Consider the following 15,324-nt stretch of genomic DNA (forward strand, 5'->3'; position numbering starts at 1 on the left):
GCGTAAGTTGTGCGCTTTATTTTTGGGCTATTGTCCTGTTTGAGTTAAAATGTCGCATTATTCAATTTACTAACCTATTCAATATCAATAGAGACTTTTATGGATCCACGTCAAAGCATTATCGAAGCCGCATTTGAAGACCGCGCAAACATCAACCCAAGCAACGCATCTGCTGAAATTAAATCAACAGTCGCATCTGTGATTGCAGATTTAGATAGCGGAAAACTACGTGTTGCTAGCCGCGTTGCAGATACGCAACAATGGGAAACCCACCAATGGTTGAAAAAAGCCGTATTGCTTTCATTCCGTCTTGACGACAATGTATTAATGGACGACGGTGTAACCAAATACTTTGACAAAGTACCACCAAAATTTGCAGATTACTCAGAAGAAGACTTTAAAGCTGGTGGTTTCCGCGTAGTACCTAATGCGATTGTACGTCGTGGCTCATTCATCGGTAAAAATGCAGTGTTAATGCCTTCATACGTTAACATCGGTGCTTACGTAGGTGAAGGCACAATGGTAGATACATGGGCAACAGTAGGCTCATGCGCTCAAATCGGTAAAAACGTGCACTTAAGCGGTGGCGTTGGTATCGGTGGCGTATTAGAGCCTGTACAAGCAGGCCCAACCATCATTGGCGACAACTGCTTTATCGGCGCTCGCTCTGAAGTGGTTGAAGGCGTGATTGTTGAAGACAACTGTGTGATTTCAATGGGTGTTTACATTGGTCAATCAACCAAAATTTACGACCGCGAAACAGGCGAAGTATTCTACGGTCGCGTACCAGCTGGCTCTGTAGTGGTGTCAGGTAACTTGCCATCAAAAGATGGTAGCTACAGCCTTTACTGTGCAGTGATTGTTAAAAAAGTAGATGCTAAAACATTAGGTAAAGTAGGCATTAACGAATTACTTCGTGGTATTTAAGCTTAAATAAAAGCCCAAAATACAATGCTTACGCTTTATGGCATTCCAAATTGCAACACCGTGAAAAAAGCCCGCACTTGGCTTGATGAAAACGGTGTTGCCTATACGTTTCATGATTTCAAAAAATCAGGCATTGATGAAGCCACCATTCAACAATGGCTGACGCAATACCCGTGGGGAAAACTTATCAACCGCGCTGGACTTACTTGGCGCGGGCTCGATGAAGCAACAAAATCCAGCATTACAGACAACCCTTCTGCCACTGCACTCATGCAAGCTAAAACCTCAGTCATTAAGCGCCCAGTACTAGTTAAAGACAGCAAAGTCATTAGCTTGGGTTTTGATGAAAACTTATACAGAGAAACTTTTAAACCATGAGCACAACTTTAGCGCTAGCCATCGATCTACTTCAACGCCAATCTAACACACCGTTAGATGCTGGATGCCAAGAACTGATGATTTCACGTTTGGAGCCATTGGGCTTTAAAATCGAGCGTATGCGCTTTGGTGACGTTGATAACTTTTACGCACGTCGTGGCACAACTGGCCCACTGCTAGTGTTTGCTGGTCATACCGACGTCGTACCTACAGGCCCATTAGATAAATGGCACACCCCGCCGTTTGAGCCAACCATTAAAGATGGCATGTTATACGCGCGTGGTGCGGCTGACATGAAAACATCTCTGGCGGCTTTCATTACCAGCATTGAAGACTTTGTTGCTGAAAATCCAAACCACCAAGGTTCTATCGGCTTACTGATCACTTCAGACGAAGAAGGTATAGCAATTAACGGTACTGTTAAAGTGGTGGAAGCACTAAAAGCGCGTGGTGAATTGATTGATTACTGTATCGTTGGTGAGCCAACAAGCAATAAAAAAGTGGGGGACATGATTAAAAATGGTCGTCGTGGCTCACTCTCTGGCAATTTGGTGGTTAAAGGCATACAAGGCCACATTGCTTATCCGCATTTAGTGAAAAACCCTATTCATCTGGTGGCACCAGCGATTAAAGATATGGTAGAAACTATATGGGACACTGGTAACGAATACTTTCCGCCGACCTCTTGGCAGATATCAAACATCAACGGTGGCACTGGTGCTACTAATGTTGTGCCTGGCGAAGTAGAGATTTTATTCAATTTTAGATTCTGCCCAGAACTTGATGGGGCGGGTAGTACTGAACAAAACCTAAAAAGCCGCGTACACGCTATTTTAGACAAGCATGCACTGGAGTACACACTAGAATGGGAGTACTCACCGCCTTACATCACACCGCGTGGCAATCTTGTTGAAGCGATTTCAGGCGCGATTGAACAGGCCTATGGCATTACGCCAGAACTCTCGACAACTGGTGGCACTTCTGATGGCCGGTTTATTGCAGACATTTGCAAACAAGTGATTGAATTTGGTCCGCTCAATGCAACCATCCATAAATTAAATGAATGTGTAGGCGTTGCAGATATAGAACCACTCAAACAAACCTATCAATTAACCATGGAAAAGCTTTTAAAATAGGTCGCTAAAATATTAAGCTGTTCAATAAGAGTAGCTTATGTTTTAGACGCTCAATATAATCGCCGACAAGAAATAATGACCTACAATCAAGAAACCACAGAACTACTAACTATCCGTGATTGGCTCAGATTCTCTGTCAGTCAGTTTGAGGCCTCCGATATTTTTTACGGACACGGTACTGACAACAGTTATGACGAAGCCGTATGGCTGATCATGGGTGCATTACATTTGCCACATGACACACTAAACAACTTCTTAGATGCAAAACTCACCAATAGTGAGCGAAGCAAACTCGCTAGTTTTGTTGAACAACGCATTACAAAACATACCCCAACCGCTTATCTACTAAAAGAAGCTTGGTTACAAGGTTTTAAATTTTACGTAGATGAGCGCGTTCTGATTCCACGCTCGTTCATCGCTGAACTATTAGTCAACGATGGTTTGCAACCTTGGATAGAATTCCCAGAGCTGATTAATAACGCTGCCGATATTTGTACAGGTAGTGGATGCTTGGGTGTTCTATTAGCAGATGCATATCCAGAAGCGAATATCGATGTGATTGATATTTCACAAGATGCAATTGATGTATGTAACATCAATATTAATAACTATGGTTTACAAGACCGCATCACTGCAATCAAGTCTGATATGTTTAGCCAGCTTAAAGGTAAGCAATACGACTTAATCATTAGCAACCCACCTTATGTAGATGCGCCATCAATGGCAACATTACCTGCAGAATACCGCAACGAACCACAACTAGCCCTTGGTAGCGGTGATGCTGGCTTAGACCATACGCACACCATTTTACGTGAGGCCGCAAAATACCTGACTGAGGATGGCATCCTGATTGTTGAAATTGGTCATAACCGCGACGCACTGATAGAAGCATATCCAGACTTACCATTTACTTGGCTAGAAGTATCGTCAGGTGATGAATTTGTATTTTTACTCACACGCGACCAATTAGTAGCCATATAAGTAACAAACTGTATGTTCATCAAGATGCCTACCCAATATAACTTAGCAAACAAACGCCTGTTGGCTTTGGCATTTTTATCTTTAATCAGTTTAAGCACATACGCTGAACCTACCGATACTAGCAACTTAGATTTAACGCAAGCCTCACTTGAGCAACTGCTAGTACAAGAAATCACCACGGCCTCTAAAATTGCACGTCAAATTAGTGATGCTCCCTCAGCCGTTAGCATTGTTACTGCAGAAGATATCAAGACTTATGGCTATCGCACACTGGCAGAAGTTCTGAGCAGTATGCGTGGTTTAAACATCACTAATGACCGTGCATACGATTTTCTTGGAGGTCGTGGCTACAGCAGCCCTGGGGAATACAGTGGTCGTATCATGTTGCTGATAGACGGTATACAAATGAATGACAATGTATTCAATCAGTCTTACCTAGGCAATGACGGTATCGTTGATACGGAGCTTATTGAACGTGTTGAGTATGTCTCAGGCCCTGGCTCTGTCACCTATGGCAACAATGCTTTTTTCGGCATTATCAATGTCATCACCAAAAATGGTGCTAATTTTAATGGCACTGAACTCGCACTATCATCTGGAAGCTATCACACTCGCAAAGCTAGACTTACCTATGGTAAGCGACTGGCAAATAATATTGATATATTAATTTCTGCATCTGGGCTGAATAGCGAAGGTCAATCTTTTTACTTTCCAGCATTTAATGATGGTGATCCAGCACATAAAAATGGTGTTTCCCGCAATCAGGATTCCCAACGTAACCAAAGGATTTTTGCAAAGGTGCAAGGAAATAATTGGCTGCTTAGTTCAGGCTACAGCCATCGAGGAAAAGATATTCCCACAGCACCTTATGAGACTGACTTTAATAGCCAGTATCTTTATAACGACACCAGTAAATTTGTCTCTGGGCAATACCATACGGACCTTTCAGAGCATCTGAAACTTTCACTACGAACTGACTATAGTGATTATTTTTACCAAGGGAAATCTTACTACAGCGGTGAAAAATGGCAAGACAGCGCCACAGGCAGAAAATGGGAAACTGACGCAAAGTTTGTCGGAAGCTGGTTTAAAGATCATCAGCTTGTACTTGGTATTACTTACAGAAATGATTATGAGAGAAAAATTAAAACACCAGCAGTTACAACTGATCGCGGACGTCAAAGCACTAGCATGTATATCCAAGATGAAATCACCTTACGCAACAACTTATGGCTCAATCTAGGGGCCAGATATGACTACTTCACCGATGATGGGGATTCAGTGTCACCACGTGTTGCGCTTATTTATGAACCAGCACCATCTTACACCTTACGCCTATCACACAGCGTAGCTCACCGTACACCCACGGCTTTTGAGAAGTATTACACCGATGGTAGCACGCAATCAGCCAACCAAAACCTTAAGATGGAAAGGGTTGCAGCCACAGAGCTAGTGATAGAGCGTCGCTGGAGCAATCGGTCACGTGTACTTGCTACGATATATGAGCAATCTACCGACAATATGATTAGTAGCACCCCTTACGATAATATACAATATTTCAACGCCAAAAATACTCATACAAATGGTATAGAGTTTGAGCTTGAGCACCACGCGCAATACGATGTGCACTTACGTACTAGCTATGCTTATCAGAATTCAAGAGATGCAGAAGGTAACTGGGCAGCCAACTCTCCACATCACCTTGCTAAATTTAATTTATCAGCCCCATTGTTTCATCATTCATTTAGGGCTGGCTTAGAAGTACAAGCAGTTTCTCATCGTACCTCAGCGCAAGACACAAAAGCAAACGGTTACGCACTCACCAACTTCACAGTGAGTGCTCAACAAATACTGCCGAACCTTGATGCGGCGCTCACAGTGCGTAATTTATTTGATAAATATTACGACCATATTGCACCAGACTACACCACGCCCATTTCCGTGATCCCGCAAGATAGACGAAATCTTTGGCTACAATTAACCTATGGGTATAAATAATGATGCGCCGACTAGCTTGCTTCATTGTTGCACTTGTCGGCTTACCATTTATATCCATTGGCTTTGCTGGGCCTTTACCTGAATACGCGATGAAAGCAGCGTTTGTTTACAATTTCACGCTTTTTACTGAATGGCCAACACTCCCGAATAACACGCTAAAAATCTGCACCTTAGAATCAGACACGTTAAAACAAGAGCTAGAAAAATTTAGAAATAACCAACCGCATGGCGCAACACTCCTCATTAGCCGCATAACTAGCCTTGAGGCAATAAAAGAATGTCAGGCACTTTACCTTTCAGAGGAAGATAAGAAACGTCTTCCAGTCATAATGTCACTATTAGAAAATACGCCAGTACTTACAATTACCGATGTACCTGAATTAGTTGGCAAAGGCGTAATGATTGGCATCAAAACTGAAAATAAACGGTTAGTCTTTGTAGTGGATACTCAGGCCGCAAAGAAATCTAGTTTATATTTAAGCTCTAAATTATTGAGTTTAGCTAAAAAGGTTTATTAGGTAAATTAATCACTTATGTTGCTACACGATTTAAAAATTGGAAATAAATTACTGCTGATTAATCTAATCGTAGCATGCGTATCGATGACAATGCTTGTTGTTTGCATCGCGGTTATTGCATTCCATAGCAACCGAACTAATTTAATTCACGATCTTAATGCAGAGGCTCACATTTTAAGTGAAAACTTAACAGCATCACTTGCTTTCAACGATACAAAGTCCGCACAGGCGCTACTTCAAGCCCTGCGCTGGTCACCTCATATCAAACAAGTGATCATATTAGATAGCGAGGGGGAAATCTTTTCCAAATATCCACCAGGTGCTAAACAAAACCTTAATGAAATAGATACGCTATCTAGCTACTTATCCGCTGTGTCAGTACAGCAACCAATTAAAATTGGTACGCAACAAGTGGGACAGATTCAAATTAATGCATCTCTTAACCATATCTATAGCCAGTTAAAACAATTTTTACTATTTATCACGTTTGCAATGCTAATAGCTGGCGGGCTAGGTGCGTTTATGATACGTCGCTTACAAACGTATCTCACCAAGCCAATTATTGAGCTTACAAAGTCTATGCGACTCGTTTCCAATACGGATAACTATGGATTGCGTTTTAACTTAGAAAGCAAAGACGAGCTCGGTGAGTTGGCCACTGGCTTTAACACTATGTTAAGCACCATTCAGTCTCATGAAGCAGAACTAGACTCCGAGCTAACTTTACGAATGCAGGCTGAAAATCGTCTTCAGCAGCTTGCCTATTATGATGAAGTGACTAAGCTTCCTAATCGCCATCATTTCAATGAAAGAATGGCAAAGGTGGTTGCATCATCCATTCAAAATAACGCACTTTGCTGCATCATGGTGATAGATCTTGATGACTTTAAAATAGTGAACGACACGCTGGGACACCATATTGGTGATGACCTACTCTTTGCTGTTGGCAAAAGGCTCGGGCATGACCTGAGAGTAGAGGATATACTCTGCCGTATTGGTGGGGATGAGTTTGCTTTAATTTTAGACAACCTCACCAGCATAGAGCAAGCTCAACATGTCGCAGAGAAAATCATTCAACTGATGGCACTGCCTTTCATCCTACAAGACAGAGAAGTGTTTATTGGTGCCAGCATCGGCATCAGCTTTTGCCCGAACGATGCCACAAATATCCCTGTTTTACTACGTAATGCAGATACCGCCATGTATAACGCCAAAAGGCTGGGGAAAAACTATTTTCAGATGTACTTACCAGAAATGGAAGCAAAAAATATACGGCGCTTTGCACTGGAAAGTGCGCTACATCGCGCATTAGATCACAAAGAACTGTTTCTACATTATCAACCTCAGATTAATATCAAAACTAATCAGGTCACTGGGTTTGAAGCGCTAGTGCGCTGGGATAACCCTGAGCTAGGGTTAATTAGCCCAGTGGACTTCATTCCCCTCGCGGAGGATATCGGCCTCATTATCCCCATTGGTGAGTTTGTTTTATATCAAGCATGCCTGCAATCACAACAATGGCGCGAGCGTTATCAAGTTGATACAGAAATAAGTGTTAATTTGTCTGGCCGCCAACTAATACAGAGTAATATTGTTGAACGTATTATCAGCATCGTCAATTCAACTCAACTACCGTTTAATTTAGTTACCATTGAGTTGACCGAGAGCATTTTGATGGATCACACGAAAGAAACACTTGATAAACTTGAAAAATTATCAGCATCAGGCTTCACAATTTCTATTGATGATTTCGGCACAGGTTACTCTTCAATGAGTTACCTGAAGCGCTATCCTATCGATACTTTAAAAATTGACCGTAGCTTTGTTTCCGACCTTCCCGATGACACGAATGACGTTGCCATCACCCAAGCGATTATTGCGCTAGGTAAAAATTTAGGGATGAAGCTAGTAGCTGAAGGAGTTGAAACAGAAGCACAACTTGCATTTTTAAAAATGCATGACTGTGACACTGCGCAAGGCTTTCTATACAGCCGACCTATCCCTGCCAGTGAGGCTGAGCATTACCTGATTGCGCTTAGCGATGCTAAGAATAATGCAGCAGAAAAAACAACCCTCGCTTAAAACACCGCTAGCTCAGAACCTTTCGCCAGCAATCCGATGCTTGTGATGAAGCGCTTTCCGTCACAAGCAGAACACCCCCTAACGAGGCAAACCGTACGTTCATAGTAAATACTACGAATGCTCACATTACGCTTATAATTCATCCTTAGACTCAAGCTAATTAGCAGAAAAAGCAGAAAGTTCGCTAAAGTCAGTCATAATCACGGCTCAACCAGCAACAATCTGTATTTGTAGAACTGTATATACACAACTATCATCAAGGCTATACCATTTTGAACAACACCCCAACCATCAGCTGGCAAGAAGCTGGCAAAACCAAAACCAGTATCTGGCATTCTGAAAATGAGACCCCCGCACCTAAAAAAGTGCAAATTGCAGATGATACAATTAAAGCAGATGCCGCATACAAGCTATGCTGTGAAGGTACTGCGCTTTTATGGCGAGGTGATTTTCAAAATGCAAAACAGCTGATGCAGGCCATCTCTCGCAGAATAGACCGCCCAGGTAAAAAACCTAAGAAAGCACCTGCCAATATGACAGAGGCCTTTCACTTACACCGTCAAGCCCAGTCTCAAAAAGCTAGAATTTTAGGGATGTTATTACTGGAAGTAAGCGTTGGCTACCACATCAACCTACGCCGTGCGCCAGATATCAAAGCCGCCTGTGAACATGCTTACGGTAAAAGTACACAATCATTTGTTGTATCACTACGCGAGATTTTAGGTTTAATCGGCGCCTATGAGTGGAGCAAAAATGGCGTTGAGATTAGTGTCATCAATCATAAAATTCATCCAAGCTACGGTGTATTCTCACCTATTCGTGGTGAATACCTAACGCTAGTAGATACCGCTCCATTACCTACCCCATGCACCACTGCATTTGATATTGGCACTGGCACTGGCGTACTGGCAGCGATACTGGCAAACCGTGGCGTAAAAACGGTGATTGCAACAGATAACGCGCAACGCGCTTTAGACTGCGCACAAAAGAACATCAATCAACTTGAAATGAAAAATGCAGTGACAGTAATTAATGCAAACTTATTTCCAGATGATTCTTATGGCAAAGCTGACTTAATTGTATGCAATCCACCATGGTTACCAGCAAGACCAAGTTCAGTGTTGGAGTCTGCAATCTACGATGAAAATAGCCAAATGCTAAAAGGCTTCTTAACTGGCCTTAAAGCGCATTTAAATGAGACTGGTGAAGGTTGGCTAATACTTTCAGACTTTGCTGAACACTTAGGCTTAAGAACACGCGACGAACTACTAGCATGGATAAGCGCAGCAGATTTAAAAGTGATTGATAAAATGGACACCAAAGCATCTCACAACAAAACACTAGATGCCAGCGATCCATTGCATGCTGCGAGAAAAGCAGAAGTAACGTCATTGTGGCGACTAGGTAAAGTTTAAAACTAAATAATTAGATACCAATGCGTTGCATGGCGCATCATTGATCTAATCAAAAAAATGGCTAAAGAATAAATCTTTAGCCATTTTTACTAATACAACCAAATCAGACAAATAACTTTTAGAGACTTATAGTCTTTCGATTTTTCTTAAACAATCAGCAAGACAAACTAACCACGCCCACGATTTCGATCACTCTTCTTCTGCATCTGTGGCGCACTTAAATCACTAGTTTGACGCACACGTCGATTAGCTGATTTTCTTGGTGTGGGCTTCTTGGCAGCAGGACTACGTGCCGTATCTGGTTTACCACGATACCCTTTAGCTTCACCTTCAGCGGCATCACGAGGTGGCCGGTCTAATGCACTGATACGCTGCCTACGTACTTTAGGCGTAAATACCGCTGTTGACTTCAATTTCTCGCGCTGTGTTAATTGTCTTAATGGTGCTTTTGGTAGAGGTAAATCTGCCCACTCCAATAAACCAACAACTTCTTTTTGTTCTAATTTAAGCATCTTTCCGCGTTTAACCCGTGGTGGCAAGTTCACTGGGCCAAAGCGCACACGCATTAGTCGGCTTACTGGTAATTGGAACGCTTCAAACAGTCTGCGTACCTCACGGTTACGGCCTTCACGCAAAATTACTTGGTACCAGTGATTAGCGCCCTCACCACCTTGTGGGATAATGCTGTCAAAGTTAGCTGGGCCGTCTTCGAGCTCAATACCTTCTTTAAGCTGTGCTATTTGGCCTTCTGTCAGCTCGCCAAAAATACGTACAGCATACTCACGCTCAACCTCATAACGTGGATGCATAAAACGATTAGCCAACTCACCAGAAGTAGTAAATATTAACAGGCCGCTAGTGTTCATATCTAAACGACCAATCGCAATCCACTTACCATTCTTCACTTTTGGTAACTTATCAAACACGCTGGCACGGCCCTCTGGGTCATCCTGACTGACAATTTCGCCTTCTGGCTTATGGTAAATCAACACTTGTGGCAACTCGGCTTCAAATGGTAAACGTAATGGACGGCTATCCAAACGCACCACATCATGCTCAGTCACGCCCGCACCTACAGTCGCTATTTGACCGTTAACGGTAACACGTCCGCTAGCGATCAACTCTTCCATATCACGGCGCGAACCTAATCCAGCAAGTGCCAACAACTTATGTAACCTTTGCGTTGGTACAGCAGGTGCATTTGGGTCAACTGGTAGTGGCGTGAAGTTAGTAGTTGGTCTGCGTGCGGGACGTTGCGGATCGCGTTGTTGCTTAAAAGGACGTGCCATGATAATTCGCTAATTTGATTGAATGTTGCAATTTTACCGCAGATAAAGTGAATCGCAGTAGATAAAATAGATTTATCACGACTTATACTGATTAGATAGATACTGAAGCTTGTTTACGTAATTTCAGTGATACTAAAGATGCTCTCTTACGTTAAAGAGATACGCTATATTTCAGTCTGAACAAAAGCTTCCATCGGCGGTAATTCTGCTAAAGAACGCAAGTTAAAGTCATCTAAAAAATGTTTGGTAGTCGCGTATAAGGATGGTCGCCCTGGCACTTCGCGCTGACCAACCACATCGACCCAATCGCGCTCTTGTAGCTGCCGCATAACATTAGGGTTAACCGTGACACCACGAATCTCTTCAATATCGCCACGCGTGACTGGCTGACGATAAGCAATAATTGCCAATGTTTCCATCACGGCACGGGAATACTTAGCCTGTTTTTCAGGGTTAAGCCGCATCAGATAAGCAGTATATTGCTCACGCGCCTGAAATCGATACCCAGAAGCCACCTGCACCAACTCCATGGTACGTTCAGCCCAGTCCTGCCTTAACTCATCAAGCAGCATACGTAGGGTTGCTCGCTCCATGCGTTCAGCAAACAAGCGCAACATATCATCTAAAGATAATGGCTGATGCGAGGTAAGCAATGCTACCTCGAGTACATTTTTCAATTCACGAATATTGCTGATTTCACTCATCGCCGTTTATTTGTACATAAATAGGTGAAAAAGCCTGCTGTTGTGTAATACGTAGCAATCCCTCACGCGCAAGCTCTAATATAGCCAGAAAACACACTACTAATTTTGGAATACCATCACTGGCTACATTAAACAACTGGGTAAACTCCAGCATGCGCTCAGATTTAAGGCGCCGTAATATCATACTCATATGCTCACGCACAGAAAGTTCAGCACGCCCTACTTTGTGATGCTGAAAATGACTAGCCCGTTTAAGGACATTACGCCATGCTTCCGTGAGGTCATCTAAACTGACTTCTGGTGGTTTTACCAAGCTGATATGCTGAAAATAAGCACTAGCTATATGGACACCATCACCTACTTTAGGCATTTCATCAAGCCGCTGTGCTACAAGCTTAATCGCTTCGTACTCCATCAGGCGCCTTACCAACTCAGCACGTGGATCATCTTCTTCCACAACCTCTGTAGGCTTGGGCAACAACATGCGTGATTTAATTTCAATCAGCATCGCAGACATCAGCAAATAGTCACCAGCCAGCTCTAGCTTGATGGCACGCATTTTCTCTACATACACCATATATTGACGGGTTAAATCTGCCATCGGAATATCGAGAATATCTAGATTGTGCTTACGGATTAAATATAACAGTAAGTCCAAAGGACCCTCAAAGGCATCTAGATAGACTTCTAATGCATCAGGCGGTATATACAAGTCATGGGGTAATGCTGTAAGCGCTTCACCCTTAATCTTGGCTAGACCTTGAGAAATAGTTTCCGTCATTTAAATTGAATGAACATTGCATCCATACTAGTGACCAACTGCGTTAGAAAACAAATTAATAATCACAACACCTGCAATAATCAAGACTAATCCAAGTATTGCAGGTAAATCCAACACTTGCTTATAGACCACCCAACCTACAACAGTAACCAAGACAACACCTAGCCCAGCCCAAATCGCATACATGATACCAACGGGCAACACGCGCAGACTAATCGTCATAAAATAAAAAGCTACAGCGTAACCAACCACAACAACCAAAGATGGGACAAGCTTTGTAAACTCTGCTGTCATTTTCAAAGTAGACGTCGCTACTACTTCAGCAACAATTGCAATTGCTAATGCCACCCAATGATTCATTTTGGCTATTTCTTTCTAAAATTACATTTAATTAAAAATATAGCCCAGTGTATGGTCACAACACTTTGTTATCACTATAAATCATCATATTAGTTGTAATTCAAACCCATGGCATCACGCACATCGCGCATGGTTTCACGCGCTAATTTTCTGGCACGTTCACAACCATCGGCAACGATATTTTTTACTAATGTTGGGTCTTCAGCATATTCTGATGCGCGTTCTTGAATCGGTTTCAATTCTTTTAACACACCTTCAATCACAGGGCCTTTACATTCTATACAACCAATGCTTGCACCTTTGCAACCTGCTTGTACCCAATCTTGCGTAGATTTATCTGAGTAAATTTCATGTAATTGCCATACAGGACATTTTGCAGGGTCACCTGGGTCTGTACGGCGAATACGCGCAGGGTCAGTTGGCATCGTTTTGATTTTTTTGGCAACGCTATCTACATCTTCACGCAATGAAATCGTATTGTTGTAAGATTTAGACATTTTCTGACCATCTAAGCCTGGCATTTTTGATGCAGGGGTTAGCTTATAATCTGGCTCTATCAAAATCATCTTGCCACCACCCTCAAGGTAGCCAAGCAAACGCTCTTTATCACCCATGCTCATGCCTTGTTGCTCTTGAATCATGGCACGCGCTGTCTCTAAGGCCTCTTCATCACCACTTTGTTGGTAAGCGGTACGCATTTCTTGATATAGCGAACCACGTTTACTGCCTAGTTTTTTAATCGCGGCTTCAGCTTTTTCTTCAAAACCTTTTTCTTTGCCGTAAATATGATTAAATCGGCGTGCAATCTCACGGGTGAATTCAATATGCGGGATTTGGTCCTCGCCCACAGGCACTTGTGTCGCTTTATAGATTAAGATATCAGCACTTTGCAGTAATGGGTACCCTAAAAAACCATACGTTGACAAATCTTTGCTCGATAATTTTTCTTGCTGATCTTTATAAGTAGGGACGCGCTCTAGCCAGCTTAATGGAGTAATCATAGAGAGCAATGTATGCAACTCAGCATGCTCAGGCACGCGAGATTGAATAAAAATGGTGGCACTTGCTGGGTCAACCCCAGCAGCTAACCAATCAATCACCATTTCCCACACGCTCTCTTCAATCACTTCAGGGGTATCGTAGTGCGTAGTTAAAGCATGCCAATCAGCAACAAAGAACAAACATTCATGCTCATGCTGCAAGCGTATCCAGTTTTTCAACACGCCGTTGTAGTGCCCTAAATGCAGATTGCCTGTAGGGCGCATGCCCGATAAAACGCGTTCTATTGCCATGTGATGAAAAACCCTAAAATAAATATGTGCTTATTATACTAACTATGCCTGCAAAACCAACCATACTAAACCTACAAAATACTCACCAGCAAACCATTAACAATAGCAATCAATGGCTGCAATATGCTCCCTAGTAGCCCTGTAAATAAAACTACAATCAAAATAACAAAACCATATGGCTCAATATTCGCGAGAGGTTGTGCAAAACGATATGGGAGCAAACTTACAGCAATTCTACCTCCGTCTAATGGCGGCAATGGAAGTAAATTAAGCACCATAAGGATGACATTAATCGCAATTCCCGCTTTAGCCATCAGCGCTAAAGGATAAGCAAGTGCTTCTGGCGCAAACACAGAATACTTAAGCACCAGTACCCAAAACACAGCCATCACAAAATTTGAAGCTGGACCCGCAGCAGCAACCCAAAGCATGTCTTTTTTAGGGTTACGCAAGCGCCCAAAATCAACGGGAACAGGTTTTGCCCATCCGAATAAAATACCCCCCAACATGATGGTAATGGCTGGCAGTAAAATCGTACCAAAGGGATCAATATGTTTAATCGGATTAAGTGTAATACGCCCTGCATTAAAGGCCGTCATATCGCCGAAATACTTTGCTACGTAGCCATGTGCGGCTTCATGTACCGTGATTGCGAAAATCACTGGTAATGCATAAATCGCTATTTTTTGTATTATCGTTAGTTCCATCAGTTACTCAATTTATTAATTTTAAAACAGGTATTTATCAACTCAATCAATTGGGCCTAGTTATATAGTTAAGAACTTAGTTATATAGCTAAGGCTTAACACAATCAACTTTAAAAAGAAAATGGGCTTAGGTCACCCAAGCCCTCACGAATCAGTGCAGGATTTTCTCCTGTTAAATCAATCACGGTAGTAGCGCCTGCTTCACAATGCTCTACTTCAATCACCAAATCCACGACATGCTCCAAACGCTCACGTATCTCCCACAGCACCATCATCGAGATATCTTCCTCATTAGGTAGACTTAGCGTCATACTAAGCATAGGGGTATCTATCGCCTCAAGCAAAGCCTGTACAACATGATGCTCTGGCACACGAATGCCAATTGTACTGCGCTTAGGGTGCTGCAATTTACGCGGCACTTCACGCGTAGCATTTAAAATAAAAGTGTACGCGCCAGGGGTGTTTGCTTTAAGTAAGCGAAACTGACTATTAGTCACCACTGCATAATTGCCTAACTCGCTTAAGTTTCGACACATTAACGTAAATAAATGCTTATCATCTACCGCACGAATTTGACGTATACGCATTTGTGCATCCGCATGCCCAAGCATGCATCCTAACGCATAACCAGAGTCTGTAGGGTAAACAATCACACCACCTTTACGCAAAATATCGGCCGTTTGTGCAATTAAACGCGGTTGAGGGTTACTCAAATTAATATTAAAAAATTGCGACATGTATCCCTATTTTCTATCT

15 protein-coding genes are annotated in these 15,324 nt (G+C 42.5%); 8 read left to right on the forward strand and 7 right to left on the reverse strand.

Going from position 1 to position 15,324, the window contains the following annotated elements; genetic code table 11:
• The first annotated feature begins 99 nt into the window (after positions 1 to 99).
• The 8 genes from dapD to Q7U33_RS00300 all read left to right on the forward strand — a co-directional run bounded on the left by dapD (position 100) and on the right by Q7U33_RS00300 (position 9,435).
• Positions 100 to 927, forward strand: coding sequence for a 2,3,4,5-tetrahydropyridine-2,6-dicarboxylate N-succinyltransferase (dapD, locus tag Q7U33_RS00265; RefSeq protein ID WP_019899318.1), 828 nt, complete (start codon positions 100 to 102; stop codon positions 925 to 927).
• 24 nt (positions 928 to 951) lie between these two features.
• Positions 952 to 1,305, forward strand: coding sequence for an ArsC family reductase (locus Q7U33_RS00270; protein WP_304857313.1), 354 nt, complete (start codon positions 952 to 954; stop codon positions 1,303 to 1,305).
• Entirely contained in the window at positions 1,302 to 2,441 is a 1,140-nt protein-coding gene (dapE, locus tag Q7U33_RS00275; RefSeq protein WP_304857316.1) for a succinyl-diaminopimelate desuccinylase, read from the forward strand. The genes Q7U33_RS00270 and dapE overlap by 4 nt, the downstream gene beginning before the upstream one ends.
• Positions 2,442 to 2,516: 75 nt before the next feature.
• Positions 2,517 to 3,422: a 50S ribosomal protein L3 N(5)-glutamine methyltransferase gene (prmB, locus tag Q7U33_RS00280; protein ID WP_304857319.1), complete on the forward strand. Its 906-nt coding sequence runs from the start codon at positions 2,517 to 2,519 to the stop codon at positions 3,420 to 3,422.
• A 12-nt stretch (positions 3,423 to 3,434) separates the two neighbouring features.
• The gene (locus tag Q7U33_RS00285) at positions 3,435 to 5,420 is read left to right on the forward strand and encodes a TonB-dependent siderophore receptor (protein ID WP_304857322.1); all 1,986 of its coding nucleotides are present in this window, start codon (positions 3,435 to 3,437) and stop codon (positions 5,418 to 5,420) included.
• Positions 5,420 to 5,938, forward strand: coding sequence for a YfiR family protein (locus tag Q7U33_RS00290; RefSeq protein WP_304857326.1), 519 nt, complete (start codon positions 5,420 to 5,422; stop codon positions 5,936 to 5,938). The genes Q7U33_RS00285 and Q7U33_RS00290 overlap by 1 nt, the downstream gene beginning before the upstream one ends.
• An 84-nt stretch (positions 5,939 to 6,022) precedes the next feature.
• Positions 6,023 to 8,020 carry an EAL domain-containing protein gene (locus Q7U33_RS00295; RefSeq protein ID WP_304857329.1) on the forward strand — a complete coding sequence of 666 codons (1,998 nt, stop codon included), beginning with the start codon at positions 6,023 to 6,025 and terminating at the stop codon, positions 8,018 to 8,020.
• A gap of 272 nt (positions 8,021 to 8,292) precedes the next feature.
• Positions 8,293 to 9,435, forward strand: a complete 1,143-nt coding sequence (locus tag Q7U33_RS00300; RefSeq protein ID WP_304857333.1) for a class I SAM-dependent methyltransferase — start codon at positions 8,293 to 8,295, stop codon at positions 9,433 to 9,435.
• Between the two features lie 167 nt (positions 9,436 to 9,602).
• Here the strand turns inward: Q7U33_RS00300 and Q7U33_RS00305 are convergent, their stop codons facing one another.
• The 7 genes from Q7U33_RS00305 to Q7U33_RS00335 form a co-directional block, all read right to left on the reverse strand.
• Positions 9,603 to 10,724 (reverse strand): pseudouridine synthase, encoded by a 1,122-nt coding sequence (locus Q7U33_RS00305; RefSeq protein ID WP_304857336.1) that lies wholly within the window; start codon positions 10,722 to 10,724, stop codon positions 9,603 to 9,605.
• 164 nt (positions 10,725 to 10,888) lie between these two features.
• Positions 10,889 to 11,428, reverse strand: coding sequence for an SMC-Scp complex subunit ScpB (scpB, locus tag Q7U33_RS00310; protein WP_304857341.1), 540 nt, complete (start codon positions 11,426 to 11,428; stop codon positions 10,889 to 10,891).
• The gene (locus Q7U33_RS00315) at positions 11,421 to 12,209 is read right to left on the reverse strand and encodes a ScpA family protein (protein WP_304857343.1); all 789 of its coding nucleotides are present in this window, start codon (positions 12,207 to 12,209) and stop codon (positions 11,421 to 11,423) included. Before Q7U33_RS00315 ends, scpB begins: the two co-directional genes overlap by 8 nt.
• Before the next feature lie 27 nt (positions 12,210 to 12,236).
• Positions 12,237 to 12,569 (reverse strand): multidrug efflux SMR transporter, encoded by a 333-nt coding sequence (locus Q7U33_RS00320; protein WP_304857345.1) that lies wholly within the window; start codon positions 12,567 to 12,569, stop codon positions 12,237 to 12,239.
• A gap of 89 nt (positions 12,570 to 12,658) precedes the next feature.
• Positions 12,659 to 13,861 carry a tryptophan--tRNA ligase gene (locus tag Q7U33_RS00325; protein ID WP_304857347.1) on the reverse strand — a complete coding sequence of 401 codons (1,203 nt, stop codon included), beginning with the start codon at positions 13,859 to 13,861 and terminating at the stop codon, positions 12,659 to 12,661.
• Between the two features lie 71 nt (positions 13,862 to 13,932).
• Positions 13,933 to 14,568: a site-2 protease family protein gene (locus Q7U33_RS00330; protein WP_304857349.1), complete on the reverse strand. Its 636-nt coding sequence runs from the start codon at positions 14,566 to 14,568 to the stop codon at positions 13,933 to 13,935.
• A 110-nt stretch (positions 14,569 to 14,678) separates the two neighbouring features.
• Positions 14,679 to 15,305: an L-threonylcarbamoyladenylate synthase gene (locus tag Q7U33_RS00335; RefSeq protein ID WP_304857351.1), complete on the reverse strand. Its 627-nt coding sequence runs from the start codon at positions 15,303 to 15,305 to the stop codon at positions 14,679 to 14,681.
• Positions 15,306 to 15,324: the final 19 nt, after the last annotated feature.

The organism is Methylotenera sp. (assembly GCF_030653755.1).
In the GTDB taxonomy this organism is placed as follows: Bacteria; Pseudomonadota; Gammaproteobacteria; order Burkholderiales; family Methylophilaceae; genus Methylotenera.